Annotated in this window: 24 protein-coding genes and 1 pseudogene; 12 read left to right on the top strand and 13 right to left on the bottom strand. The window is 71.3% G+C overall.

Going from position 1 to position 22,563, the window contains the following annotated elements; translation table 11 throughout:
• Positions 1-127: 127 nt before the first annotated feature.
• Positions 128-415, bottom strand: coding sequence for a hypothetical protein (locus tag ACEXQC_RS17090; protein WP_374825156.1), 288 nt, complete (start codon positions 413-415; stop codon positions 128-130).
• A gap of 224 nt (positions 416-639) precedes the next feature.
• On the opposite strand from ACEXQC_RS17090, the gene ACEXQC_RS17085 reads away from it, so the two are divergent.
• From ACEXQC_RS17085 to ACEXQC_RS17075, 3 genes are read left to right on the top strand one after another with little or no spacing between them, the layout of a single operon-like run.
• Positions 640-867 (top strand): hypothetical protein, encoded by a 228-nt coding sequence (locus ACEXQC_RS17085; protein ID WP_374825154.1) that lies wholly within the window; start codon positions 640-642, stop codon positions 865-867.
• A gap of 59 nt (positions 868-926) precedes the next feature.
• The gene (locus ACEXQC_RS17080) at positions 927-1,175 is read left to right on the top strand and encodes a hypothetical protein (protein WP_374825152.1); all 249 of its coding nucleotides are present in this window, start codon (positions 927-929) and stop codon (positions 1,173-1,175) included.
• A gap of 58 nt (positions 1,176-1,233) precedes the next feature.
• Positions 1,234-1,746: a hypothetical protein gene (locus ACEXQC_RS17075; RefSeq protein WP_374825150.1), complete on the top strand. Its 513-nt coding sequence runs from the start codon at positions 1,234-1,236 to the stop codon at positions 1,744-1,746.
• Here the strand turns inward: ACEXQC_RS17075 and ACEXQC_RS17070 are convergent.
• From ACEXQC_RS17070 to ACEXQC_RS17035, 8 genes are all read right to left on the bottom strand, one after another.
• A complete protein-coding gene (locus tag ACEXQC_RS17070) occupies positions 1,743-2,762 on the bottom strand; it encodes a diacylglycerol/lipid kinase family protein (protein ID WP_374825148.1) in 1,020 nt (339 codons plus the stop codon). The genes ACEXQC_RS17075 and ACEXQC_RS17070 overlap by 4 nt on opposite strands.
• A 4-nt stretch (positions 2,763-2,766) precedes the next feature.
• Complete coding sequence (locus tag ACEXQC_RS17065) at positions 2,767-2,961, bottom strand: hypothetical protein (protein ID WP_374825146.1); 195 nt, start codon at positions 2,959-2,961, stop codon at positions 2,767-2,769.
• Between the two features lie 80 nt (positions 2,962-3,041).
• Complete coding sequence (locus ACEXQC_RS17060; protein WP_374825144.1) at positions 3,042-3,215, bottom strand: CsbD family protein; 174 nt, start codon at positions 3,213-3,215, stop codon at positions 3,042-3,044.
• 77 nt (positions 3,216-3,292) lie between these two features.
• Positions 3,293-3,898, bottom strand: coding sequence for a hypothetical protein (locus ACEXQC_RS17055; RefSeq protein WP_374825142.1), 606 nt, complete (start codon positions 3,896-3,898; stop codon positions 3,293-3,295).
• Positions 3,895-4,569 carry an Asp23/Gls24 family envelope stress response protein gene (locus ACEXQC_RS17050; RefSeq protein WP_374825140.1) on the bottom strand — a complete coding sequence of 225 codons (675 nt, stop codon included), beginning with the start codon at positions 4,567-4,569 and terminating at the stop codon, positions 3,895-3,897. Before ACEXQC_RS17050 ends, ACEXQC_RS17055 begins: the two co-directional genes overlap by 4 nt.
• Positions 4,566-4,964: a hypothetical protein gene (locus ACEXQC_RS17045; protein WP_374825138.1), complete on the bottom strand. Its 399-nt coding sequence runs from the start codon at positions 4,962-4,964 to the stop codon at positions 4,566-4,568. Before ACEXQC_RS17045 ends, ACEXQC_RS17050 begins: the two co-directional genes overlap by 4 nt.
• A complete protein-coding gene (locus tag ACEXQC_RS17040) occupies positions 4,961-5,158 on the bottom strand; it encodes a DUF2273 domain-containing protein (protein WP_374825136.1) in 198 nt (65 codons plus the stop codon). Before ACEXQC_RS17040 ends, ACEXQC_RS17045 begins: the two co-directional genes overlap by 4 nt.
• On the bottom strand, positions 5,155-5,595 hold the full coding sequence (locus ACEXQC_RS17035) for an Asp23/Gls24 family envelope stress response protein (protein WP_374825134.1): 441 nt from the start codon (positions 5,593-5,595) through the stop codon (positions 5,155-5,157). The genes ACEXQC_RS17040 and ACEXQC_RS17035 overlap by 4 nt, the downstream gene beginning before the upstream one ends.
• Before the next feature lie 218 nt (positions 5,596-5,813).
• Between ACEXQC_RS17035 and ACEXQC_RS17030 the strand changes: the two genes are divergently transcribed.
• The 3 genes from ACEXQC_RS17030 (at position 5,814) to ACEXQC_RS17020 (ending at position 9,507) form a co-directional block, all read left to right on the top strand.
• On the top strand, positions 5,814-6,863 hold the full coding sequence (locus ACEXQC_RS17030) for a substrate-binding domain-containing protein (RefSeq protein WP_374825132.1): 1,050 nt from the start codon (positions 5,814-5,816) through the stop codon (positions 6,861-6,863).
• Positions 6,864-6,964: 101 nt separating this feature from the next.
• Positions 6,965-8,464 (top strand): sugar ABC transporter ATP-binding protein, encoded by a 1,500-nt coding sequence (locus tag ACEXQC_RS17025; RefSeq protein WP_374825130.1) that lies wholly within the window; start codon positions 6,965-6,967, stop codon positions 8,462-8,464.
• Positions 8,461-9,507, top strand: a complete 1,047-nt coding sequence (locus tag ACEXQC_RS17020; protein WP_374825128.1) for an ABC transporter permease — start codon at positions 8,461-8,463, stop codon at positions 9,505-9,507. Before ACEXQC_RS17025 ends, ACEXQC_RS17020 begins: the two co-directional genes overlap by 4 nt.
• Positions 9,508-9,510: 3 nt before the next feature.
• Here ACEXQC_RS17020 and ACEXQC_RS17015 read toward each other — a convergent pair whose 3' ends face one another.
• Complete coding sequence (locus ACEXQC_RS17015; protein ID WP_374825126.1) at positions 9,511-10,401, bottom strand: AraC family transcriptional regulator; 891 nt, start codon at positions 10,399-10,401, stop codon at positions 9,511-9,513.
• Positions 10,402-10,436: 35 nt separating this feature from the next.
• On the opposite strand from ACEXQC_RS17015, the gene ACEXQC_RS17010 reads away from it, so the two are divergent.
• From ACEXQC_RS17010 to ACEXQC_RS16995, 4 genes are all read left to right on the top strand, one after another.
• The gene (locus ACEXQC_RS17010) at positions 10,437-13,490 is read left to right on the top strand and encodes a DUF5107 domain-containing protein (RefSeq protein WP_374825124.1); all 3,054 of its coding nucleotides are present in this window, start codon (positions 10,437-10,439) and stop codon (positions 13,488-13,490) included.
• Positions 13,491-13,713: 223 nt separating this feature from the next.
• Entirely contained in the window at positions 13,714-14,814 is a 1,101-nt protein-coding gene (locus tag ACEXQC_RS17005) for an aldose 1-epimerase family protein (RefSeq protein WP_374825122.1), read from the top strand.
• A 64-nt stretch (positions 14,815-14,878) separates the two neighbouring features.
• Positions 14,879-15,862 (top strand): NADP-dependent oxidoreductase, encoded by a 984-nt coding sequence (locus tag ACEXQC_RS17000; protein WP_374825120.1) that lies wholly within the window; start codon positions 14,879-14,881, stop codon positions 15,860-15,862.
• Positions 15,863-15,918: 56 nt separating this feature from the next.
• Entirely contained in the window at positions 15,919-17,748 is a 1,830-nt protein-coding gene (locus tag ACEXQC_RS16995; protein ID WP_374825118.1) for a S8 family serine peptidase, read from the top strand.
• 6 nt (positions 17,749-17,754) lie between these two features.
• On the opposite strand, the gene galE is transcribed toward ACEXQC_RS16995, so the two are convergent.
• From galE to galT, 3 genes and pseudogenes are all read right to left on the bottom strand, one after another.
• Positions 17,755-18,714: a UDP-glucose 4-epimerase GalE gene (galE, locus tag ACEXQC_RS16990; protein WP_374825116.1), complete on the bottom strand. Its 960-nt coding sequence runs from the start codon at positions 18,712-18,714 to the stop codon at positions 17,755-17,757.
• On the bottom strand, positions 18,711-20,042 hold the full coding sequence (galK, locus tag ACEXQC_RS16985; RefSeq protein ID WP_374825114.1) for a galactokinase: 1,332 nt from the start codon (positions 20,040-20,042) through the stop codon (positions 18,711-18,713). Before galK ends, galE begins: the two co-directional genes overlap by 4 nt.
• A 230-nt stretch (positions 20,043-20,272) precedes the next feature.
• A pseudogene (gene galT, locus ACEXQC_RS16980) lies at positions 20,273-21,385 on the bottom strand (galactose-1-phosphate uridylyltransferase); the annotation flags it as partial.
• A gap of 69 nt (positions 21,386-21,454) precedes the next feature.
• Here galT and ACEXQC_RS16975 point away from each other — a divergent pair.
• Positions 21,455-22,312 carry a DeoR/GlpR family DNA-binding transcription regulator gene (locus ACEXQC_RS16975; RefSeq protein WP_374825112.1) on the top strand — a complete coding sequence of 286 codons (858 nt, stop codon included), beginning with the start codon at positions 21,455-21,457 and terminating at the stop codon, positions 22,310-22,312.
• A 54-nt stretch (positions 22,313-22,366) separates the two neighbouring features.
• A complete protein-coding gene (locus ACEXQC_RS16970) occupies positions 22,367-22,525 on the top strand; it encodes a hypothetical protein (protein ID WP_374825110.1) in 159 nt (52 codons plus the stop codon).
• Positions 22,526-22,563 lie beyond the last annotated feature (38 nt).

The raw sequence follows: 22,563 nt of genomic DNA, 5'->3' as shown, positions 1-22,563 counted from the left end.
CCGAACAAGCACCCGCGCCTCCCGGCGTCGACCCGCTGGGCGCGCCGACGAACCCAACTTATGAGACCGCTGAGAACCCCCTCAAGAAGCCGACTACCGAAGTTCTACCTAGATCGGTACGGGTGCCCTAGGTGGTGATGAAGAAGAAGAACATCACGAACGGCACCAGCGACACCACGATGCCCGCGGTCGCCACCCAGCGCGCCGTCGAGGGTCGCGATCGCAGCACCGAGATCATCCCCGTGAAGAGCCCGATGATGGTCAGCCACAGCGGGATCCAGGTCGGGATGCCGACCGCGAGGGTCACGATGGCGGCGATCCCGCCGAGCAGCGACACCACGGCCATCGGATCCAACCCTCCGCGCGGTCGCTGGAGGGTCTGCGGGCGTTCGGTCGGATCGTCGATAACGGACATCTCTCCAGCCAACAGACCTCGGGCGCACCTGGCAAGGGGTTGTCCTCCTCCGCGCCACCAGGAGTTCATCGAGGTGCCCGAATGGAGGGCTGACGCGGTGGAGCGCCGCATCGCTACTGTCGAGAAGGCGAGCGACGACCACCCACCCCGTCGCTCGCCTCCATCCTGGGCTCGAGCCGGCGTCTCGTCTTGTCCATCGGCCCGGCCGACCCGGAGGACATCGAGTGCCGGACACCGTGACCGCGTATGGGGCTGTGAAGTTCGGATCGCGCGGCGCGCGGCCCAGGATCGTCGGGGTGTACGCCGGGGCGGGCGGCTGGCGAGAGGTCTCCGGATCGCGCCTCACCCGGGGCACGGCCGAGGAGCTCCGCGCCGAGGGCATCACGATGGTGCGGGTGCGCTGGCACTTCCGCACCCACGAGATCCTCCTGCGCCGCTACCTCGGCACCTGAACCTCACCCGGCAGCAGCCCGTCCGGGCCGTGTGCGCGGCATCCGGATACGCTCGGGGCATGACCTCAGAGACGCAGGACGAGAACACGCAGGACGCACCCGTCATGGCCGGTGCCGAGGAGGCCTCCTCCGAGGAGAAGGCCGCGGGCAAGCGCGAGCAGGATGCCGCCGACGAGGCGCACCACGGCGCCGAGCGCGACTTCACCGCCGACGCCGCGGCCGACGGCAACGACCCGGCGGAGAGCACCGACCCGACCGCGGATGCCCTCCGCTCCATCCGCGCAACGGGTGAGAGCCGCAACGGCTGACACCATCGGCCAGCCGCCGCATCCGACCCGCCGTATCCGACCCGCCGCATCCGAAACCATGAGCGACCACGCCTTCGCGCTCGGCACCGTCCGGCGCTACCACGAGCTCCTCTCACCCCTCGCTGCCCGTGAGACGCAGAACGCCGTCTTGACCGCCCTGCACGCTGACGGCTTCGGGATCGAGCCGAAGGAGTACACGGACGACGGATGGTCGGTGCGGTTCGCCGAGATCGGCGACGATTCGGCCTCGAACTGGGCGGGCTTCGCCCTCGAGGTCGTGCCGCTGCTGGCTCTCGTGGGAGTGCGGAGACCCTTCGCCCGCTGCGCCGTTCCCATCGCGGCGATCGACCTGCCCGAGGGCGGGTCGAGGCTGCTCGTGGCGACGGTCTGGGGTTTCCGCGGCGACGGCGGCACCGTGGGCCTCGTGGCGAAGCGCGTGACCGCCTCGGTCGAGCGCGCCGCCGCGCAGCTGGGCGCCGATCACCGCAGCGCCATGACGCCGATCGTCACCGACTCCCCCGTGGAGGGCCGCCGCTTCAAGCGGCTCACGGGGTGGACCTCGAAGCGCTAGCCCTCGGTCTTCTCACCCTCGCCGGCGTCGTCGATCCCGTCATCCACGATCTCGTCGTCCGCCGCCTCCACGAGCGACACAGCACTCCGCGGCGACAGCCCGGGGCTCTGCGCCGCCGGCACGGGCAGCCGCACGATGAGCGATGCGGGATCCACGCCGAACCGACCGCTCCTGGTCTCGCCCACGGGGTCGCCGTCGAGCTCGGCGAGCACGGGCTGATCGAGCGTGAACTCGAACTCGCGCCCAGGCCACTGCTTGATCGAGGCGAGGCCGTTGCGGTTGCGGGTGGCCACGTCGATGGCCACACCCAGCCAGCCGGCCACCACGTTCGGCCGCAGCATCACGAGCTCGAGGTCGCCGTCGTCGAGCACGGCGCCGGTGGCGAGCTCGATGTTGGCCACCACCGAGCTGCAGTTGCAGGCGAGCACCATGAGGCAGTCGGTGGGCTCCTCGGTCTCGCCGTCGATGGTGATGGTGGCCTCGAAGCCGCCCTTGAAGAGCGCGGGAGCTCCGGCGGCGACGTAGGCGCCCCAGCCGACCTTCTTCTTGAGGTCGTCGTCGGTCTTGTCCATGATCTCGGCGTCGAGGCCCACACCGCTCATCACCACGAACACCCGCTCCTCGCCGTCGTCGAAGGTGGCGGTGCCCACGTCGATGGCGCGGTCCTGGCCGAGCAGGGCGATCTCCACGGCGTCGTCGAGCGAGCCGAGCGGAATGCCGAGGTTGCGGGCCAGCAGGTTGCCGGTGCCGCTCGGCAGCAGGCCGTAGGGCACGCCCGTGCCGCGCAGCACGCCGGCGACCGCACGCACGGTGCCGTCGCCGCCCATGGCGCACACGAGGTCGGGCGCGGCCTCGAGCGCCGACCGACCGGCGGCGGTGCCGGAGTCGTCGATGCTCGTCTCGAACCAGAGCGGCTCGTTCCAGCCCGCGCGCTGGGCACCCTCCGCCACCGTCGCCTTGACGGCGTCGACGTCGTCGAACTTGCTGGGATTGATGACGACGGCGACTGTTCTCATGCGGTTATTCTGCACCGTCGGTGTCGTCAGCGGTGTCGGCAGCGTCGCCGTCCTCCTCCTCGGGGTTGAAGTGCGACCCGTCGGGGTCGTGGCCGAGCGCGATACCGGTGTCGGAGTTGGGGATGGTGCCGTCGCCGCCCAGGTTGGGGCCGTCGGCCCCGGGAGCGGTGGGTTCTTCGGAGTTCGACTTGTCGGTCATGGCCTTCTTCTCTCGTTCAGTTGGAATGGCAGTGTGGCCGTCACCCCTGGAGGAGAGGTGACGGCCACGCGGTGGAGGCGTCAGTGCTTGAAGGCATCCTTGACGTTCTCGCCGGCCTTCTTCGCGTCGGCCTTGGCCTGGTCGGCCTTGCCCTCGGCGACGAGCTTCTCGTTGTCGGTCGCGTTGCCCACGGCCTCCTTGGCCTTGCCGGCCAGGTCCTCCGCGGCGTTCTTGATCTTGTCTGCTGCGCTCATGATGAGCTCCTTCCAGTGTTCTTCTTCTTGCGGATCGGCCCCACGGGGTGCGGGAACCGGGGTTGGGGAGTAAGCGGCTACTGCAGCCGCGTGGTCGACGTCACGCGGGAGCGGAAGCCCCCGCTGATCTGCACGAGTGCAGGGAGCGGACGACCGAGCAGCTGGTCGAGGGCGAGCACGGCATCCTCCACGATGTCGGCCGCGTCCTTGGGCGAGACTCCGCGGCGACAGGTCACCGCGATCTTCAGCACCGGGGTGCGGCGCACCTCGTAGGTCGAGACGTGGGAGGAGACGAATTCGGGGCGATCCCGGATCGCGTCCTGCAGCACCTGCTCGACCACGCCGGACTCGACCACGGTCGTGCCGTTCTCGCTCGTGCGGTCCTCGAGCACGCGACCGGTGCGCCCTCGGCCCTGACGGACGATGAAGACGATGAGCACGATCACGGCCACGATGAGCAGCACGAGGATGGCGGGAAGGATCCAGCTCACCCCGAGGTCGCCGAGCGCGGTCTGCTGCAGCCAGGTGTCGACCTGGTCGGTGATCGCGGAGGTCGAGCTCGTCCAGCCGTCGCGCACCACGGGAACGAGCACGGCGGCGGCCGCTGCGGCTCCGAGGAGCAGGAGCACGAGGCCGACCACGAAGGTCAGGAGCCGGTTGGCGGCTCGGTTGGTGCTGTTCATGCGCCGATCCTCCCGCTCTCCGAGATGCGCACCTGCGACGTCACGCGGGGCTCGAGCCCGTAGGAGTCGAGCTGGCGCGAGACCTCCTCGTTGACCGCGGCCTTGTCGACCGGGACTCCCGAGGTGGGGGTGAGGTCGACCACGGCTCGACGGTGCGAGACGGAGACCGACGCGTTGTCGGGATCGACGTCGCCCGTGAAGGAGGCGTGGCGGGCGAGCGCGGAGGCGATCACCTCGTTGTCCACCACCACGGCGGTGCGCGAGGCGTTCAGCACGTGCCGTGCCCGGCGACCGGGCGACAGGGCCACGATCACGAGCACGAGGCCGATGACGGCCACCACGATGCCGGCCGCGGCCACGAGGGCTGCAGGGACGTCGACGAGGTTCACCGCGGAGGTGAACATGTCGCGCGGGGCGACGAGCAGGGCGGGTGCGCCCAGCAGGGCGATCACGATCTCGGTGCCGACCCAGGCGAACGCCAGGATCAGGAGCACGGCGAGCACGATCGCCACGAGCGAGCGCGGCGAGTGGGTCTCGCGCCGCAGGATGCGACGGTAGAGGGCCGCGAACGACGCGGGAACGGCCTCGGAGGCCGCACCCCGCTCGGGGCTCGACTGCGGAGTCGCGCCCACCGGCGCCGCCTGGGCGGTCTTGGTGAGTGTCGTGCTCATCGGACTCTCTCCTCGTGCTGGATGTCGACGGCGGTGAGCCGGACGGTGACCCGACCGATGGTCGAGCCGGTGATCTCGGTGACCCTCTCGCGGATCGTCTCCTGCGCGGCGGCGGCCCGGTCCACGACCGATCCACCTGTGCGGCCCACGACTCCGGCATCGCTGCGGATGCGGGAGAGCGGCACCACGCGGATGGGCGTGCTGACGGTGAGGGCCAGGAGCCCGCGCTCGTCGCCCAGGTCCACGCCCACGCGGGACGCCTTCACGCCGAGGGTGTCGGCGGTCACGGCGGCCACGACGCGGTCGAGCGCCTTCGCCGTGATGCGGTTGCGACCGCGAGCGGGCTTGGACGCGGCCGCGACGGGGCTCACGGAGCCCATCGCGACGCCGCTCATGACGACGAGCGCTTTCCGCGGAAGGCGTCGACGAGGCTGCTCACATCGAGCTTGCCGTCGAGGATCCGGCCCACGATCGCGCCGATCGCCATGGCGATCGCCACGAAGAAGAAGGCCCAGAAGCCGAGGATGATCCAGGTGAGGGCGAGGACCGCCCCGATCAGGATGCCGGTGCGCGTGCTGGAGCCGGTCACAGGACTCGCGCCTCGGCGGTCTCGTCGACGTCGTCGCTCGGCAGGTGCACGTCGTTGACGGTCACGTTGACCTCGGTCACCTGCAGGCCCACGATGGTCTCGACGGCCTGGATGATGTTCGAGCGCACGCCGTCGGCCACGTCCTGCAGCGACAGCGGGTACTCGGCCACGATCGTGACGTCGACGGCCACCTGGGTCTCGCCGACCTCCACGCGGATGCCCTGGGTCTGGTCGGTTCCGGCGACGGCCTCGCGGATGGCGCCGAAGGCGCGGGCTGCTCCGCCTCCGATGGCGAAGACGCCACGGGCCTCGCGGGCCGCGATGCCGGCGACCTTGGCGACGACGCCGTCGTTGATGACGGTCTTGCCGAGCGAGGTCGTGGTGCTCGTGGGGGTGCTGACGGCGGCGGGGGTCACGGTGGGGGTTGCGGTGGCCATGTCGATGCTCCTTCTGTAGGTGTTCGATGAGGTCTTACTGGTGAGACGCACCTGAGGCCGGATATGTCACACGGCAGCCGAGAGAACTTTGCGATCGTACGATCGTCCAGGTGTTCCGTCAGATAGTCCTCGAAGCCCGGCGTCGGGCGACGTAGCTTGAACAACGAACATCCCCTCCGGCCGTCGGGCCGGCAGATCAATGGAGACAAGGAACGCGGATGACGATTCTCACAGCACGCACCAAGAAGGGCCGGGCCGTCTTCGCGGCCACGGCCGCCGCCTTCGCACTGGTCGCCCTGAGCGCCTGCACCTCGGGCATGGAGACGGGAGGCGGAACCTCCACGGATGCCGCCGCCGCACCCTCGGACGGCCCGCTCACCATCGCCTTCCTGCAGAAGCAGGGCGATCAGCAGTACTTCATCGACGAGGCCAACGGCGCCAAGGAGGCCGCAGAGGCCGCCGGCGACGTGACGATCAACGTCGTCGACCTCGGCACCGACTCCAACAAGGCCATCTCCGAGGTGGAGGCCGCGATCGCGCAGCAGGTCGACGGCATCATCATCGTGGTGCCCGACCAGCAGATCGGCCCGCAGGTCATCCAGCTCGCCGAGGAGGCCGGCATCCCGATCATGGCCGCCGACGACACCATCGAGGACGCCGCGGGCAACGCCGCTCCGTTCTCGGGCTTCGACGGCACCTCGATGGGTGAGAAGGTCGGTGCCGAAGCCGCTCGTCTCTACCAGGAGGCCGGCTGGACCGCGGAGAACACCCGCATCCTCTCCGCCTACAAGGAGGACCTCTCGGTCTGCCAGCAGCGAGTGGAGGGTGCCGCGAGCGCCTTCGCCGAGGCCATCCCCGACGGCCCCGAGATCATCGACGTGGGCACCGACAACTCGGCCACGGATGCGCAGGACAAGGCGGGCGCCATCATCACGGCGAACGCCGGCGTGACCAACTGGGTGGTCTGGGGCTGCAACGACGAGGGTGAGACGGGTGTCGTGACGGCGCTGCAGAACTCGGGCGTCTCGGCCGACAACATCATCGGCGTCGGCCTCGGCGCGTACCTCACCTGCAAGGACTGGAAGGCCGGTCAGGAGACGGGCAACAAGGCCGCCCTGTTCATCTCGGGCATCGAGGTCGGCAAGGCCGCCGCGACGTCGATGATCGACCTGCTGCGCAACGGCACCGCCCTGCCGCCGCAGTCGATCGCGAACACCGAGATCGTCGACGCCTCCAACTGGGAGGAAGAGGGCGTGGTCTGCACCTAGCGGTTCCGGACGGCGGGGGCGGTCGCACGCGGCCGCCCCCGCCGTTCTCCGTTCCAGGTCGGTTCACCACGTCACCCCTCACCACGGATTCGAGGTCAGCAATGCCAGAGGAAGTCATCGCGCTGCGCGCAGCGGGAATCACGAAGAGCTTCGGCCCGGTCCGCGCCCTGCGCGGCGTGGAGCTCGAGCTGAGAGCAGGGCAGGTCACCGCCCTCATGGGCGAGAACGGCGCGGGCAAGTCCACGCTGCTCAAGATCCTCAACGGCGACTACCGCCCCGACGCGGGCGGACTCATGATCGACGGCGAGCCCGTGGCGTTCACGGATCCGGCGGATGCGAGGGCCGCCGGCCTCCGGGTGATCGCCCAGGAGCCCGAGATCATCGCCGCCGTCTCGGTGGCGGAGAACATCTTCGTGGGCAGCCTCGGCAGGGCCGGCTTCAACCGGCGCGCGCTGCTCAAGCGCACCCGCGAGGAGCTCAAGCGCTGGGGCTTCCACCGCACGCTGCGCGCCGAGGCGCTCGGCTCCGAGCTCTCCCCCGCGCAGCGCCAGATCGTGGAGATCATGCGGGCCGTCGTGAGCCGACCGCGCATCATCTGCTTCGACGAGCCCACCTCGTCGCTCGGCGACGAAGAGGTGGCGCTGCTGTTCTCGCTCATCCGCCAGCTGCAGGCCGAGGGCATCGCCATCGGCTACGTCTCGCACCGCATGGCCGAGATCTTCCAGCTCGCCGACCACATCACGGTTCTCCGCGACGGCGCCTTCGTGGGCACCAAGGCCGTGGGCGAGACCGACCACGAGGAGCTCGTGCGCATGATGGTGGGCCGCGACCTCGACAAGTTCTTCCACCGCGATCCCGCTCCTCTCGGTGAGACCGTGCTCGAGCTGCAGGGCGTGGGCAACCAGTTCGTCGAGGGCATCGACCTCAGCGTGCGGGCCGGCGAGGTCGTGGGCATCGCGGGCCTCGTGGGCGCCGGTCGCAGCGAGCTCATGAAGACCATCGCGGGCGACTACCCCATAGTCTCGGGCCAGATCCTCATCTCCGGCAGGCGCGAGACCATCCGCCAGCCCTCCGACAGCATCCGAGCGGGCATCGGCTTCGCTCCCGAGGAGCGCAAGGCCGAGGCCCTGCTGCTGCAGCGCTCGGTGCGCGACAACGCCGCCCTCGTGGTGCTCAAGTCGCTCTCGCGCTGGATCTTCGTGAACAGCCGCGCCGAGAAGGCGCTCGCGCAGGAGTACATCACGCGGCTCCGCATCCGCACCCCCTCTACCGAGCAGCTGGTCGGAAACCTCTCCGGAGGCAACCAGCAGAAGGTCGTGCTCGCCAGGTGGCTCGCCACCAAGCCCAAGCTCCTGCTGCTCGACGAGCCCACCCGCGGCATCGACGTGGGTGCCAAGAGCGAGATCTACGCCATCATCGACGAGCTCGCGCACCAGGGTGTCGCCGTGATCGTCGTCTCCAGCGAACTCCCCGAGGTGCTCGGCGTCTCGGACCGCATCTACGTCATGGCCGGTGGCCGCATCGCCGGGGAGCTCCCCCGCGCGGATGCGACCGAAGAGCGCATCCTCGCGCTCGCGATGGACGAGGACGTCGCCGCATGACCTCCACCACCCGAAAGGAATCCCCCGTGGGAACGACCGGAACAGCACCTCTCGAGACGGACACGGTGTCGCCGTTCAAGCGCTTCATCGGCGCCGTCGGCGTGCAGAACATCTCGCTCATCATCGCCATCGCCGCCGTGGTGGCCGTCATCGGCATCCAGAACCCGCTCTTCTTCACGGTGCCGAACCTCAAGGTCATCGGCACCGCGATCGCCATCGTGGGCCTGCTCGCGGTGGTGCAGACGATCGTGATCATCCTCGGCGCCCTCGACATCTCGGTGGGATCGATCGCCGGTCTCACCTCGGTGACCTCCGCCATGATCTTCACGGCCACCACCTCGGCCGCGCTCGGCGTGCTCGGGGCCGTGGCCATCGGCGTGGTCTGCGGGTTGATCAACGGCTGCATCATCGTGTTCGGCCGGGTCAACCCCGTGATCGCCACCCTGGCCACCCTCGCGGCGTTCAAGGGTGTGGCGCAGCTCATCTCGGACGGCCGCGCGCAGGGCTACACCGGCGCCGACCCGTTCTTCGTCTTCCTCGCCCGCGGCACCCTGCTGGGAGTCCCCACCCTCATCTGGGTGCTCGTGGCGGTGGCCGTGCTCGCCCACGTGGTGCTGCGCTACACCACCATCGGCCGCAACATCTACGCGGTCGGCGGCAACAACATCGCCTCGCGACTCGGCGGCATCAACATCAACCGCTACATCATCGGCGTCTACATGGTCACGGGCGCCGTGGCTGCCATCGCGGGGATCCTCATCACGGCCCGCACCGGATCGGGTCAGCCGATCTCGGGCTCCGAGGGTCTCGAACTGCAGGCCATCACGGCCGCAGCGCTCGGTGGAGCCGCGCTCAAGGGCGGAAAGGGCGCCATCGCCGGCACCATCCTCGCCGTGATCCTGCTCGGAGTGCTCACGAACGGCATGACGCTGCTCGGCGTGAACACCTTCTGGCAGAACGTGGCCCAGGGCACGCTGCTCGTGGTGGCCGTGGTCATCCAGCAGCTGCGCTCCGGCGAGCGCCGCATCGGCATCCCCGGCTGATCGTCACCCCTTGTGCTGCGATCGATACGTGGACGGGTTCACACCGTGGAGACGACGGAAATGCCGGGAGAAGTAGAGCGGATCGGCGTAGCCGACGGCGAGGGCCACTTCGGCGACGGGCATCGTGGTGGTGTCGAGCAGGGTGCGCGCACGGCCCATCTTGAGCGAGGTGTGGAAGGCGCCGGGCCCGCCTCCCGTGGCGTGCCGGAAGAGCGTGCTGAGGTGCGAGGGCGAGAGGCCCACGATCGCGGCCAGCTCGGTGACCGTGATGGCGCCCTCCACACGCGCCTCGAGGTAGCGCATGGCGCGCTCGAGCGGGGAGCCCGTGGCCGGCAGCATGCTGTCGGCGGCGAGCCGCGTGAGCAGGTGCCAGGCCACGCCGGCCGCGGCCAGCAGGTGGATGGGTGTGGTGCGCTGCTCGAGGCTGCCCACGAGCTCGTCGAAGAGCGCGGCGATGCGGTCGACCGACTTGAGCTCGATCACGGGCTGCTGGCCGGCCAGCACGGGGCCGATGAGGTCGGCCACGTCGGCGCCGCGCACATGCATCCACCAGATCGTCCAGGGGTCGTCGTCGGATGCCGCGTACTCGTGCGAGGTGAACGGCGGGATGATCGCGGAACTCGACGGCGTGAGCTCGTAGCTCTGGCCGTCGACGGTCACCGTGCCGCGGCCCGCCACGCACAGGATGACGATCGTCTCCGCCGCCCCGTGGCTCCTGCGCCGGCGGTGGTGGTGGGCGCGCGGGAAGTAGCCGGCATCCGTGACCAGCAGGCGGCGGGTGCCCGCCCGCACCGCCGCCGCATCGACCTGAGGCCTCGGGACCACGCACAAGCGCTGGTTCGCGAAGCCGTCCCTCACGTCGGACGCCGGCTCCCCGGGAGTCGCTTCGTTCATGTACTGCACTGTAATCCCTGCCGAGGAGGCACCCCATGACCATCGACCACGACGTCGATCTCTCGAAGATCCGCCTCCCCGAGGTGCCCGAGGCCCTGCGTGCCACGCTCGAGGCGGGCCGGCCGGTGGCCTGGAGCGAGCCGCTCACCATCCGCACCTACGACGCCGAGGCGCCGAGCGCGTATCCGATGTTCCTCGACCACCGCGTCTACCAGGGGTCGAGCGGCAAGGTCTACCCGATCCCGTTCACCGAGCGGGTCTCGGATGAGGGGCGGCCGCGCGAGTGGCAGGCCGTGCACCTCGAGAACGAGTACGTGCGGCTCGTGGTGCTGCCCGAGCTCGGCGGTCGCATCCACATCGGCTACGACAAGACCACCGACTACGACTTCTTCTACCGCAACAACGTCATCAAGCCCGCCCTCGTGGGGCTCGCGGGGCCGTGGGTGAGCGGCGGCGTGGAGTTCAACTGGCCGCAGCACCACCGGCCGGCCACCTACCTGCCCGTCGAGTCGAGCATCGAGTGGGGCGACGACGGATCGGTCACGGTGTGGTGCGCCGACCACGATCCCTTCGCGCGCATGGCGGGGCAGCACGGCGTGCGCCTGCGCCCGGGCAGCACCGTGGTGGAGCTGGCCGTGCGGCTGCACAACCGCACGAGCGAGCGGCAGACCTTCCTGTGGTGGGCCAACGTGGCCGCCGCCGTGAACGACGACTACCAGTCGTTCTTCCCGGAGGACGTGCGGTACGTGGCCGACCACGCGCGGCGGGCCCTCACGGCCTTCCCCGCGGCCGACCGGCCGTACTACGGGGTCGACTACCCGGCGCTCGCCGACGCACGGCCGGGAGCCGACCGCGTCGACTGGTACCGCAACATCCCGGTGCCCACGTCGTACATGATCGTGGACTCGCAGGACGACTTCTTCGGCGGCTACGACCACGGGGCCGGGGCCGGGTTCGTGCACTGGGCCGAGCGGCGGGTCTCGCCGGGCAAGAAGCAGTGGACGTGGGGCGACGAGCCGTTCGGGCACGCGTGGGATGCGCAGCTCACCGACGGGGACGGGCCGTACGTGGAGCTCATGGCGGGCGTCTACACCGACAACCAGCCCGACTTCAGCTGGCTGCTGCCCGGCGAGACGAAGGTCTTCTCGCAGTACTGGTACCCGCTGCCCGCTCTCGGGCCCGCGCATCAGGCGACTCCGGATGCCGCCGTGCACGTGCGGCGGGATGCGGCGGGGCGGGTGGAGGCGGCGCTGTTCGCGGTGACCTCGCCGCGACCTCGAGCCACGCTGCGGGTGCGGGCGGGGGGTGCTGTGGTGGCTTCCCGGGTGGAGGATCTGGTGCCGGGGGTGGCGGTGGAGCTCGCGGTGGCTGCGGGCGACGGCTCAGGCGGTGCCGCGGGTGCTGTTGGGGGCGCTGGCTCGGTGGTGACGGCGGTGGAGCTGCTCGACGAGAGCGGGCGGGTGCTCGTGCGGTGGGAGCCGTCGGACGTCTCCGACGAGGAGCCGTGGGTGGCCGACGAGCCCATGCTGCCCGAGCAGGTCGAGTCGGTGGAGGAGCTGTACCTCACGGGGCTGCATCTCAGCCAGTTCCGGCATCCGACCCGGTCACCGCTCGGCTACTGGCGGGCAGCGCTCGCTCGCGACCCCGGCGACGTGCGCACGAACCTCGCGCTCGCCGACCACGAGTACCGGGCCGGCGAGTACGAGAAGGCGCTCGAGCACGTGCAGACGGCGCTCGCGCGGCTGACGCGGCGGAACGCCAATCCGCTCGACGCCGAGGCCTTCTACCTGGCGGGGCTCGTGCTGCGTCGGCTCGGGCGGCATGTGGAGGCGGAGCAGTTCTTCGGCAAGGCGGGGTGGGACGGCACGTGGGCGGCCGCGGCGGGCTTCGAGCTCGCGGCCTCGCTCTCGCGGCGCGGTCGTACGCGGGCGGCGCTGCGGGTGCTCGACACGCTCGACGGGGTCGTGTCGCACGACAGCCGCCGCGCGGTGCTCCGCGCCCTCCTCCTTCGTCGCACCACCGCTGGTTCGGCCGGATCCGCCGGTGTCGCCGGCGTGGGCGGGGGAGAGAACGAGCTGGGTGGGCTGAGGGCTGAGGGGGCTGCCGAGGCGGTGCTTCGGGCCGAGCTCGCGCTTGAGCCGCTCAACCCCACGGTGCGGGCCCTGCTGGGCCTGCCGGGGCCCGTCGATGCCTCCCTGCTGCTCGACGTGGCGCTCGACCTGCTCGCGGCGGGGACGCTGCCGGAGGCTCTCGAGGTGCTCTCGACCGTGACCTCCCTGCCCCCCACCGCGGCGGGCAACGTCGTGCCTGTGGCGCACTACGTCGCGGCGAGCGCGCACGAGGCGCTCGGCGATCACGCCGCCGCCTCGGCATCCAGGGCCGCCGCACGATCCTCCGACCTCACCTGGGCGTTCCCGCACGGGCTCGATGCGCACGACGCCCTGCGGGCGGCCCTCGCTGCCGAGCCGAGCGACGCCGTGGCGCGCCACCTGCTGGGCATGCTTCTCTACTCGCACGGGCGACGGGCCGAGGCCCTCGCCCTGTGGACCGAGGCTGTGGAGGCCGGGCTCGCCGAGCCGGTGCTGCTGCGCAACGCCGCCCTCGCGTCATACAACATCGCGCATGACGACACGCGGGCCTGGGACCTCTACGAGCGCGCGGTACAGCTTGCGCCCCACGACGCCCGCCTGCGCTACGAGCAGGACCAGCTCGCGGCCCGCCTCGGTCACTCCACCGCCGAGCGCCTCGCGCGGCTCGAGGGCGTGGAGCAGCTCGTGCTGGGGCGCGACGACTTCACGATCGAGTACGTGGGGCTGCTCGTGGCGGAGGGTCGCGCGGCGGCGGCGCACGGGATCCTGCTCGGTCGCCCGTTCCACCCGTGGGAGGGCGGTGAGGGCCGGGTGATCGCGGCCTGGGATGCCACGCTCGAAGCCCTCGGGCTGCCGCTCACGGATCCGCCCGCCCACCTCGGCGAGGCCCGCGCCCACTACACGCCCCCGGCGGCCGTGCGCGACGACGGAGTCACCGACTACTTCGCCACGAGCCTCCCCGAACTCCTCCTCTTCGCCCGCGCCTCCCCCACCCCCTGACCTCTTGCCCACCGCCCACCGCCCCTCCGCCCACCACCCCACCCACCGTGCCCGCCACCCCAACCACCACGCCCACCACCCCACCCGACGTGCCCACTCCGCCTCCGCGCGTCGCGGGGTCGCCGGGTCGCGCACTACTGGCCACCCACCGCCGCGAAGGCGCTTTCGCTCTCCCCGCGGCGCGGGTGCGAGGTAATCTGCGCGTAGTGAGGGAGGAGCGGGCATGGTGAGGGAGGAGTTCGGGATCGCGGCGGGTGGGTACGAGGCGCGCGTCGTCTCCGAGGGTGCCACACTGCGGGCGCTCACGTTCCGCGGGCGCGACCTCGTGGTGCCCTTCGGCGTCGACGAGCCCCGCCCCACTATGCGCGGCGCCCTCCTCGCTCCGTGGCCCAACCGCACCGCTGACGGCCGCTACACCTTCGACGGCAGCACCCACCAGCTCGAGCTCACCGAGCCCGAAACGGGCAACGCCGCCCACGGCCTCGCCCACTCCCTCCCCTTCCACCCCGCGCCAACCCCCGAGCCGGCCGCCACCCCAGCCCACCCCACGCCCACCGCCCCCACTCCGGTCGCCACCGCGGCCCCTCCGGCCCACCCCGCCGCGCGGGGCTCCGCGGCGGGGTCCGATCGGGTGGTGCTCACCGGGTGGATCGAGGCTCAGGAGGGGTATCCGTGGCGGGTGCGACTTGATGTGGAGTTCTCGGTGGGGGTGGGCGGGTTCCGGCAGCGCATCACCGCCACCAACGAGAGCGATCGGCCCGCGCCGTTCGGCATGGGGGTGCATCCCTACCTGCTCGCGGGGCCGGCGGCACCCGGCGCGGTCGACGGCTGGGAGCTCGAGCTCCCCGCCCACGAGGTGCTCCTCGTCTCCCCCGACCGGCTCCTCCCCGTGGCCCGAGTCGCGGTCGACGACCCCGGCGGCGTCACCACCACCCCCACCGGTTCCGGCGGCGGCCTCGACTTCAGCAGGCCGCGGCTCATCGGCGGCACCGTGCTCAACCATGCGTTCACCGCGCTGCAGCCGGATGCCGACGGTCGCGTGGTGATCCGCCTCACCGACCCCGCGCATGCGGCCGGCTCGGGCTCGGCGGGCTCGGGCGGGGGCGGGCCGCGCGGGGTCGAGATGGGGATCAGGGCGGGTACCCCCTGGGTGCAGCTCTACTCGGCCGACCACAATCCGGGGCCGGATCGTCGGCACGCGCTCGCCGTCGAGCCCATGACCTGCCCGCCCGACGCGCTCAATTCCGGCACCGACCTGCGCATCCTCTCCCCCGGCGCGAGCACCTCGCTCGAGTGGACCCTGAGGGCCCTCGACGAACCCTGACGCGGCTCTGGTCTCAGCCCGCCTTCCGGAATACTCTGAGCCCAGAACCCAGGAGGTGATCGCGGTGAAGAAGCCGAGCGAGACCAGTGTCATCGAGTACGACAGGGTGGGCACGTCGGAGGTGCTGCACTCGCGCATCCGCCCGCTCAAGCCGGCCGGCCGGGGCGAGGTGACCATCGAGGTCATCGTCACGGGCATCAGTCACATCGACGGCTTCATCCGCAGCGGCAAGGAGGAGTCCTGGGCCGACGTGCCGTTCCCCCGCCGCTCGGGCAGCGACTTCGCCGGCATCGTGGTCGACTCCGCCGACAAGGCGTTCCCCCGCGGCTGCGAGGTGGTCGGGCACGTGCGCTCGGGTGCGCACGCCACCTACATCACGGTGCCCGTGACGTCGATCGTGAGGAAGCCCAACCGCCTCGGCTGGGAGGCCGCAGGCGGCCTGTTCCTCTCCGGCGCGACCGCTCTCGACGTGCTCGACGAGCTGCGCATCGGCGCGGGCGACACCGTGGTGGTCTCGGCCGCCGCGGGCGGTGTGGGCAGCATCGAGGCCCAGGTGGCCAAGTACCGTGGCGCCACCGTCATCGGCACGTGCGGCGACCGCAACTTCGACTACCTGCGCCAGATCGGCATCACCCCCGTGAAGTACGGCGAGGGCATCGCCGACCGCATCCGCGCCCTCGCCCCCAAGGGCGTGACGGCGTTCATCGACAACTTCGGTCAGGACGGCCACCTGCTCGCCGCCGAACTCGGCGTTCCGATGTCCCGCTACCGCTCGAGCGCCGACCGCCGCGAGATCGAGCTCAAGCTGCTGCTCGACGACCCCGCGTCGGTGGAGCACGGCACCCGCCAGCTCGAGGTGCTCGTGGGCCTCGCCGAGAAGCAGGCGTTCCACCTGCTCGTCTCGGGGTACTACGCACTCAGCGAGGTGGCGGTGGCCTACGCCGATCTCGACAAGCTGCACTCCCGCGGCAAGATCGTGCTCGGCACCCACCCGGTCTCGAACACCCGCCACCTCAAGGCACGCGACGTGGCCGACGCCCGCAACTGACGGGGTACTACGTGCACCCCTGCGCGCGGGGCGGCACCGCCGTTAGGCTCGCGATCGTGAAGCGCCTCCCTGCTCTGCTGGCCGTGCCCGCCCTCGTCGCGCTCGCGCTCGCCACCCCGTCGCTCCCCGCCCAGGCCGCCCCCGCATCCGCCACCGCCCCCACGGCGACGGATGCCTGCACGCCGTCCCCGGCCTACGACGTCGTCAGGGCGCTCGGTATCGACTCACTGCAGAACGCAGGCCTCGACGGCGCCGGCCTCACAATCGGCGTCATCTCCACCTCCTACGACAACTACGCCCCCACCCCCACCAACCCCACGCCGGCCACGGATGCCGCCGCCGACGTGGCCTCCGGCGCCCTGCCCGGCCTCGGCAACCCGTGCGGCTTCACCGATCCGGTGCTCAAGGTCGACGACAGCGTCGCGAGCGACGACGAGGGCCGCGCGATGCTGCAGATCGTGCACGCCATCGCACCGGCAGCCAAGCTCGCGTTCGCGACGGGGGCTAGCAACGACCCCGACGGCACCCTCGCCGAGGAGGATCAGACGGTCGCCGACGCCATCGACGCCCTCGTGGCGGCCGACGTGGACATCATCGTCGACGACATCATGATCGAGGGCGACCTGGCCTTCGCCTCGGGCTTCGCGGCGAGCGCGGCCGAGCGCGCGACCGAGGCGGGTGTGCTCTACACGGTCGCCGCCGGCAACCTCAACCACGTGGGCGAGACGGATGACATCGGCCCGCCGTTCCCGAGTGCCGGCTACAGCATCGCGAGCTGGCAGACCACCGCCTTCCGCGACACCGGATGCCCCGCGAGCGTCGAGGAGCAGCTGCCCGGGATCGCGCTCGAATGCCTCGACTTCGATCCGGGCGCGGCGGAGGACAACACCGACACCATCACCCTCTACCCGCCGCCCAAGGCCTCCGACTACCCGTACTCGGGTGTGCTGCAGTGGGGCGAGGCTCCCTACGCCACCACCTCGCAGCTCTACGCGTTCTTCCTGAACGCCGACGGCACCGTCGACGTCGAGAACACGATCTCGCCCGACCCGGAGTCGGGTCTGCCCATCGCTGCGGGCGGCCTCTTCGCATCGCTCGCCACCGAGGTGCTCACCACGAGGTCGCTCGTGATCGCCCGTGTGGCCTCGGAGACGACCGATCCGCTGCCCGTGTCGTTCCAGTTCTTCAGCGACGACGGGGAGCGCACCGTCGTGGACGTCGAGTACTTCGAGTCGACCGAGACCGACACCATCGGATCGACCCTCGTGGGCCGCGCCGCCAACCCGAGCAGCATCACGGTGGCCGCGGCCTTCTCGTTCACCTCGCTCGAGCGGTTCAGCTCGGCGGGCCCGCAGGTGCGCTACTTCGGCGACGTCACCGAGGCCGGCATCGCCCCGGAGCGGCTGACCGAGCCCGAGCTGAAGGTGGGGCCGACCATCACGAGTCTCGACGGCATCCCCACGACGTTCTTCGGTGTGCCCTACGGCGACGTGTTCGTCTACTCGGGCACCTCGGCGGCCACTCCGGTGGTGGCGGGAGTGCTCGCCCTCGGCCGCCAGGCCGCGCCGACCGCCACGGATGCGCAGCTCACGGAGGCGCTCACGAGCTCGGCGACGCCGCTCACGCAGACCTGGCTCGGCACCGTGCCCGCCGAGACCAGCGGAGCGGGCCTCATCGACGTGGCGTCCTTCCTGACCGCGCTGCGAGCGCTGCCGACACCCACGCCGACACCGACGCCCGCACCCACCCCGGGCCCGTCGCCGACCCCTGCCGCGGGTCCCGCTCTCGCGGCCACCGGCGGTTCGCTCGACCCGGCCCTGTGGGCCGCGATCCTCCTCGCCCTCGGCGCAGCAGCCCTCGCCACCACCCGCCGCCGCCCGGCCTGACCGCGATCAGGCGCGGGGCTGGGCCGTCCAGGCCGAGGAGACCATGTCGCGCAGCGAGTGCCGCATGCTCCAGCCGAGGTCGCGCGCCGCGAGATCGCCCGCCGCCACGATGCGCGCCGGGTCGCCCGGGCGCCGCGGTGCCACCTCGGGGGTGAAGTCGATGCCCGTCACCTCGGCCACGGTGTCCATGATCTGTCGCACCGAGACGCCGTCGCCCGAGCCCAGGTTGTAGGCGGGCAGCAGCTCCTCGCCCGCGTCGAGCCGGCGCGCGGCCTCCACGTGGGCGAGCGCGAGATCCGAGACGTGGATGTAGTCGCGCACGCACGTGCCGTCAGGGGTGTCGTAGTCGTCGCCGTTGATGCGCGGTGTGCGCCCCTCGGCGAGCGCGGCGAACACGAGCGGGAACAGGTTGTGCGGGCTCGAGTCGAAGAGCTCGGGCGACCCCGACCCCACCACGTTGAAGTAGCGCAGCGCCGTGGCTCGCAGGCCGGCGGCCCTCGCCTGGTCGCGCAGCAGCCACTCGCCGATGAGCTTCGACTCGCCGTAGGGCGACTCGGGGGCCTTGGGGGTCTCCTCGGTCACGAGGTCGGTGTCGGGTGTGCCGTAGACCGCGGCGCTCGAGGAGAACACGAGCCGGTCGACACCGACGGTCTGCATGCGCTCGAGCAGCAGGGCGGTGCCCGTGACGTTCTGCTCGTAGGTGTGCAGCGGCCTGCTCACCGAGACGCCCGCGTACTTGTAGCCGGCCACGTGGATGACACCCGTCACACCGTGCTCGCGCAGCGTCGCCTCCACGAGGTCGCCGTCGAGGATGCTGCCGCGCACGAACGGAACACCCTCGGGCACGAAGCCCTCGTGCCCGCTCGAGAGGTCGTCGAGCACCACAGCGGTCAGCCCGGCCTCACCGAGCGCCTTCACCACGTGGGAGCCGATGTACCCGGCCCCTCCCGTCACGAGCCAGCTCACAGCGATCCCCCGATCGAGTCGATCCCATCCGTCGCGCCGACACCGGCACTCGCACCTGCACCTGCACCTGCACCTGCGAGCGGCAGCCGCTCGGCGCCCTGCGACGGTACCACCTCGAACACCACGGGCTCGGCGTAGCCGGCGGCGGCGAACGCCTCCCGCTGGGCCGCACGCAGCTCGCCGACGAGACGGCGGTCGATCACGGCGAGGGACGATCCGCCGAAGCCGCCGCCCGTCATCCGCGACCCCACAGCACCCACCCTGCGGGCCACCTCGACCGAGAGGTCGAGCTCGGGCACCGAGATCTCGAAGTCGTCGCGCATGGAGGTGTGCGAGGCGTCGAGCAGCTCGCCGATCGCGCCGGGGCCGGCGGCGCGCAACCGTTCCACGAGCGCGAGCACCCTGGCGTTCTCGGTGACGATGTGCCGCACGCGGCGGAACGTCTCGTCGTCGAGGTCGCGCTCGGCGCGGGGGAGGTCGTCGATCGTGAGATCGCGGAGCGAGGGCACCCCGAGCACGGCCGCCCCGCGCTCGCACGAGGCGCGGCGGTCGGCGTAGCCGCCCGTGGCGTGCGCGTGGTCGACGCGGGTGTCGGTGACCACGATCGCGAGCTGCTCGTCGTGCAGCCCGAGGGGCACGAGGGTCGACTCCTTCGAGCGGCAGTCGAGCAGAACGGCCGAGTCGCGGGCGCCGAGGAGCACGGCGGACTGGTCCATGATGCCCGTGGGCGCCCCCACGGCCTCGTTCTCGGCCAGGCGGCCGAGCTCTGCCAGGGTGGGGCGGTCGAAGCCGAGGCTCCAGAGCTCGTCGAGGGCGATGGCGACCACCGATTCGATGGCGGCCGACGACGACAGTCCCGCGCCGAGGGGCACGTCCGAGACGAAGTACAGGTCGAGCCCGTGCACGGCGGCGAGGTCGGCACCGTGCCGACCGGCGGCCCACACCACACCCAGCGGATACGCGGACCATCCCGAGAGCGTCTCCGGCGACAGCCCGTCGATCGCCGCCTCCACCACTTCGGGCGCCCCAGCACCTGCGTCCGCTCCGGACGCGGTGTCGGATTCGGATTCGGAGACGGTGTCGGATTCGGAGGCGGTGTGGGCACCCGCGAACTCGCTCGCCACGCGCATCACGCGGTCGGTGCGGGGGGCCGCCGCCATCACCGTGTGGCGGTCGATGGCGAAGGGCAGCACGAAGCCGTCGTTGTAGTCGGTGTGCTCGCCGATGAGGTTCACCCGGCCGGGTGCCGCCCACAGCGAGGTCGGGGCCCGGCCGTAGAGTCGGGCGAAGCCGGCCGCAGCCGCCTCGAGCAGGTGCTCACGGGTCACGACGGGTCCTCCACGCTCTCGGTCTCAGGATGCAGCTCGGCCTCACGGCGCGTTCCCGCCTCGGGATCCGTGTCGGCTTCCGGTCGCGGCTCGGCCGAGAGGCCTTGCCCGCCATCGGCCCAGCTGCCACTTTCGGCCCCGTCGCCGCCATCGGCACCATTGGCACCATTGGCACCATTGGCGCCATTGGCGTCATTAGCCCCATCGGCACCATCAGCCCGATCGGCGCGCTCGAGCGCCTCGCGGAGGAGACGGGCCGAGCTCTCCGGCGGCACGTCGCCGATGAACGCCCCCATGGCCGCCTCCGACCCGGCCAGGAACTTGAGCTTGTCGGCCGCGCGTCGGGGCGACGTGATCTGCAGCATGAGCCGGATGTCGTCGCGGTGCTCGTGCACGGGCGCCTGGTGCCAGGCCGCGATGTACGGCGTGGGCGTGTCGTACAGCCGGTCGAGCCCACGCAGGAGGCGCCGGAGCACCACCGCGAGCTCGTCCCGCTCCTCCGCCGTGAGCCCGGCGAAGTCGGCGACATGCCGGTGCGGCAGCAGGTGCACCTCCACGGGCCAGCGCGCCGCGAACGGCACGAACGCCGTGAAGTGCTCCCCCTGCACGAGCACGCGGTTCGACCCCTGCTCGAACGCGAGGATGTCGGCGAACAGATCGCCGTCGTAGCGCTCGATCGAGTCGATGAGCTTCTGCGTGCGCGGCGTGACGTACGGATACGCGTAGATCTGGCCGTGCGGGTGATGCAGCGTCACACCGATCGCCTCACCGCGGTTCTCGAACGGGAACACCTGCTGCACCCCGGGCAGCAGCGAGAGCGCCGCGGTGCGATCGGCCCACGCCTCGATGACCGTGCGCACGCGCGAGACGGGCAGCTCCGAGAGAGAGCCCTCCGTGGCGGGGCTGAAGCACACCACTTCGCAGCGCCCCACCGAGGTCGCCGTGCGGCCGAGCCCCACACGCCGGAGCTCGCTGAGCTCGTGCAGCGGATCGACGCCGGCCTCGGCGAGGTCGGGACCGAACGAGGGCGACTTGTTCTCGAACACCGCGACGTCGTAGTCGCTCGGCACCTCGGTGAGGTGGTCGGCGGTCGAGGGCGCGAGCGGATCGAGGTGCTTGGGCGGCAGCATCACGCGGTTCTGGCGGGCGGCGGCGATCGAGATCCAGTCGCCCGTCAGCACGTCCTGCCGCATCTCGGCCACGGGAGGGCGGGGGGCGACCGGTCGCGCATCCTCGGCCCGCGAGGGCGGGAGCCGGGTGTCGGCGTCGTCGAAGTAGATCAGCTCGCGGCCGTCGGAGAGGGTGGTGGCGCGCTTGATGACGGCGCCGCTCGGTGTGCTCACCCTCCGATTACCCCAGTTTCGTTTGCGAAAGTCAAGCGCGATCTGCTTTCGAATCTGTAAGCTGGCGGCATGCTTGACGAGGAGATCAGCAGCACAGGCGGCACAGGCGGTGCCGGCGACCCGGCCGCCGTGCGCCGACGCCGCATCCTGAGCCTCGTGGCCGAGACGGGCTTCGCGCGTGTGGCTGTGCTGAGCGGCGTGCTCGGCGTCTCCGAGGTGACGGTGCGCTCCGACCTCGCAGCCCTGGAGCGCGAGGGATCTGTGGATCGGGTGCACGGCGGCGCCGTGGCCCGCGGCTCCGCACCCCGCAGCGAGACCCCCTTCGACCTGGCGCGGGCGAACGCGGCCGACGAGAAGCGCCGCATCGGCCGAGCAGGCGCCGCACTCGTCGAGAGCGGATCGAGCGTGCTGCTCGACGTCGGCACCACCACGGCCGCGGTGGCCGACGCCCTGCTCGAGCGCGACGATCTCGACGACGTGGTGGTCATCACCAACGGCCTCAGCATCGCCCTCGCGCTCGAGCCCGCCATCCCGCGCTTCACCGTGGTGGTGACGGGCGGCACCCTTCGCCCGCTGCAGCACTCGCTCGTGGCACCGTACGCCTCGATGCTGCTCACGGGCATCCGCGCCGACCTGGCCTTCATCGGGTGCACCGGGGTGGATGCGGTGGCGGGCGTCACCAACGTCAACCTCCCCGAGACCGAGCTCAAGCAGGCCATGCTCGCCGCGGCGGATCGCGCGGTCGTGGTGGCAGATTCGTCGAAGCTCGGGCGCACGAGCCTCGGGGTCATCGGCGCCCTCGACCGCTTCGAACTGCTGCTGACCGCGACCCCGGCCGAGGGGCCCGCCCTGCACGCACACCCCGCGCGGCACGAGGAGGCCCTCGCACGCTTGAGCGCTGCCGGTCTCGACTGCACCTCGGCCTGACGCCGCCACCCACCTCCGCGAGCGGGATGCGCTCAGCCGGTGCAGACTGGGGGCATGTACGGAATCGTGATCGCAGTCATCATCATCGGCCTCGTCCTGCTCGCGCTCGGCATCTTCATCGAAGCGGCCAAGTTCCTGCTGTGGGTGGGCCTCGTGCTCGTGATCCTCGCGATCATCGCCGCCCTCCTGCGCTACATCCGCAGCCGCGCCTGACCTGCGCAGCGCCTGACCTGCGCAGCGCTGCCTCGCCT

Origin of the sequence: Herbiconiux liukaitaii (genome assembly GCF_041927495.1) — a bacterium.
Lineage (GTDB): Bacteria > Actinomycetota > Actinomycetes > Actinomycetales > Microbacteriaceae > Herbiconiux > Herbiconiux liukaitaii.
Note: the sequence above shows the minus strand (reverse complement) of the source record. Positions and strands in the feature narration are given on the sequence as shown.

What these genes read in the sequence shown, in the direction of transcription:
- ACEXQC_RS17045 (WP_374825138.1), bottom strand. Translation starts at nt 4,964, where the DNA reads ATGAGCGGCGTCGCGATGGGCTCCGTGAGCCCCGTCGCGGCCGCGTCC.
- ACEXQC_RS17070 (WP_374825148.1), bottom strand. Translation starts at nt 2,762, where the DNA reads ATGAGAACAGTCGCCGTCGTCATCAATCCCAGCAAGTTCGACGACGTC.
- ACEXQC_RS17005 (WP_374825122.1), top strand. Translation starts at nt 13,714, where the DNA reads ATGGTGAGGGAGGAGTTCGGGATCGCGGCGGGTGGGTACGAGGCGCGC.
- ACEXQC_RS17055 (WP_374825142.1), bottom strand. Translation starts at nt 3,898, where the DNA reads ATGAACAGCACCAACCGAGCCGCCAACCGGCTCCTGACCTTCGTGGTC.
- ACEXQC_RS17060 (WP_374825144.1), bottom strand. Translation starts at nt 3,215, where the DNA reads ATGAGCGCAGCAGACAAGATCAAGAACGCCGCGGAGGACCTGGCCGGC.
- ACEXQC_RS17080 (WP_374825152.1), top strand. Translation starts at nt 927, where the DNA reads ATGACCTCAGAGACGCAGGACGAGAACACGCAGGACGCACCCGTCATG.
- ACEXQC_RS17020 (WP_374825128.1), top strand. Translation starts at nt 8,461, where the DNA reads ATGACCTCCACCACCCGAAAGGAATCCCCCGTGGGAACGACCGGAACA.
- ACEXQC_RS17050 (WP_374825140.1), bottom strand. Translation starts at nt 4,569, where the DNA reads ATGAGCACGACACTCACCAAGACCGCCCAGGCGGCGCCGGTGGGCGCG.
- ACEXQC_RS17010 (WP_374825124.1), top strand. Translation starts at nt 10,437, where the DNA reads ATGACCATCGACCACGACGTCGATCTCTCGAAGATCCGCCTCCCCGAG.
- ACEXQC_RS17025 (WP_374825130.1), top strand. Translation starts at nt 6,965, where the DNA reads ATGCCAGAGGAAGTCATCGCGCTGCGCGCAGCGGGAATCACGAAGAGC.
- ACEXQC_RS16970 (WP_374825110.1), top strand. Translation starts at nt 22,367, where the DNA reads ATGTACGGAATCGTGATCGCAGTCATCATCATCGGCCTCGTCCTGCTC.
- ACEXQC_RS17090 (WP_374825156.1), bottom strand. Translation starts at nt 415, where the DNA reads ATGTCCGTTATCGACGATCCGACCGAACGCCCGCAGACCCTCCAGCGA.
- ACEXQC_RS17015 (WP_374825126.1), bottom strand. Translation starts at nt 10,401, where the DNA reads ATGAACGAAGCGACTCCCGGGGAGCCGGCGTCCGACGTGAGGGACGGC.
- ACEXQC_RS17075 (WP_374825150.1), top strand. Translation starts at nt 1,234, where the DNA reads ATGAGCGACCACGCCTTCGCGCTCGGCACCGTCCGGCGCTACCACGAG.
- ACEXQC_RS17030 (WP_374825132.1), top strand. Translation starts at nt 5,814, where the DNA reads ATGACGATTCTCACAGCACGCACCAAGAAGGGCCGGGCCGTCTTCGCG.
- ACEXQC_RS17065 (WP_374825146.1), bottom strand. Translation starts at nt 2,961, where the DNA reads ATGACCGACAAGTCGAACTCCGAAGAACCCACCGCTCCCGGGGCCGAC.
- ACEXQC_RS17035 (WP_374825134.1), bottom strand. Translation starts at nt 5,595, where the DNA reads ATGGCCACCGCAACCCCCACCGTGACCCCCGCCGCCGTCAGCACCCCC.
- ACEXQC_RS16975 (WP_374825112.1), top strand. Translation starts at nt 21,455, where the DNA reads ATGCTTGACGAGGAGATCAGCAGCACAGGCGGCACAGGCGGTGCCGGC.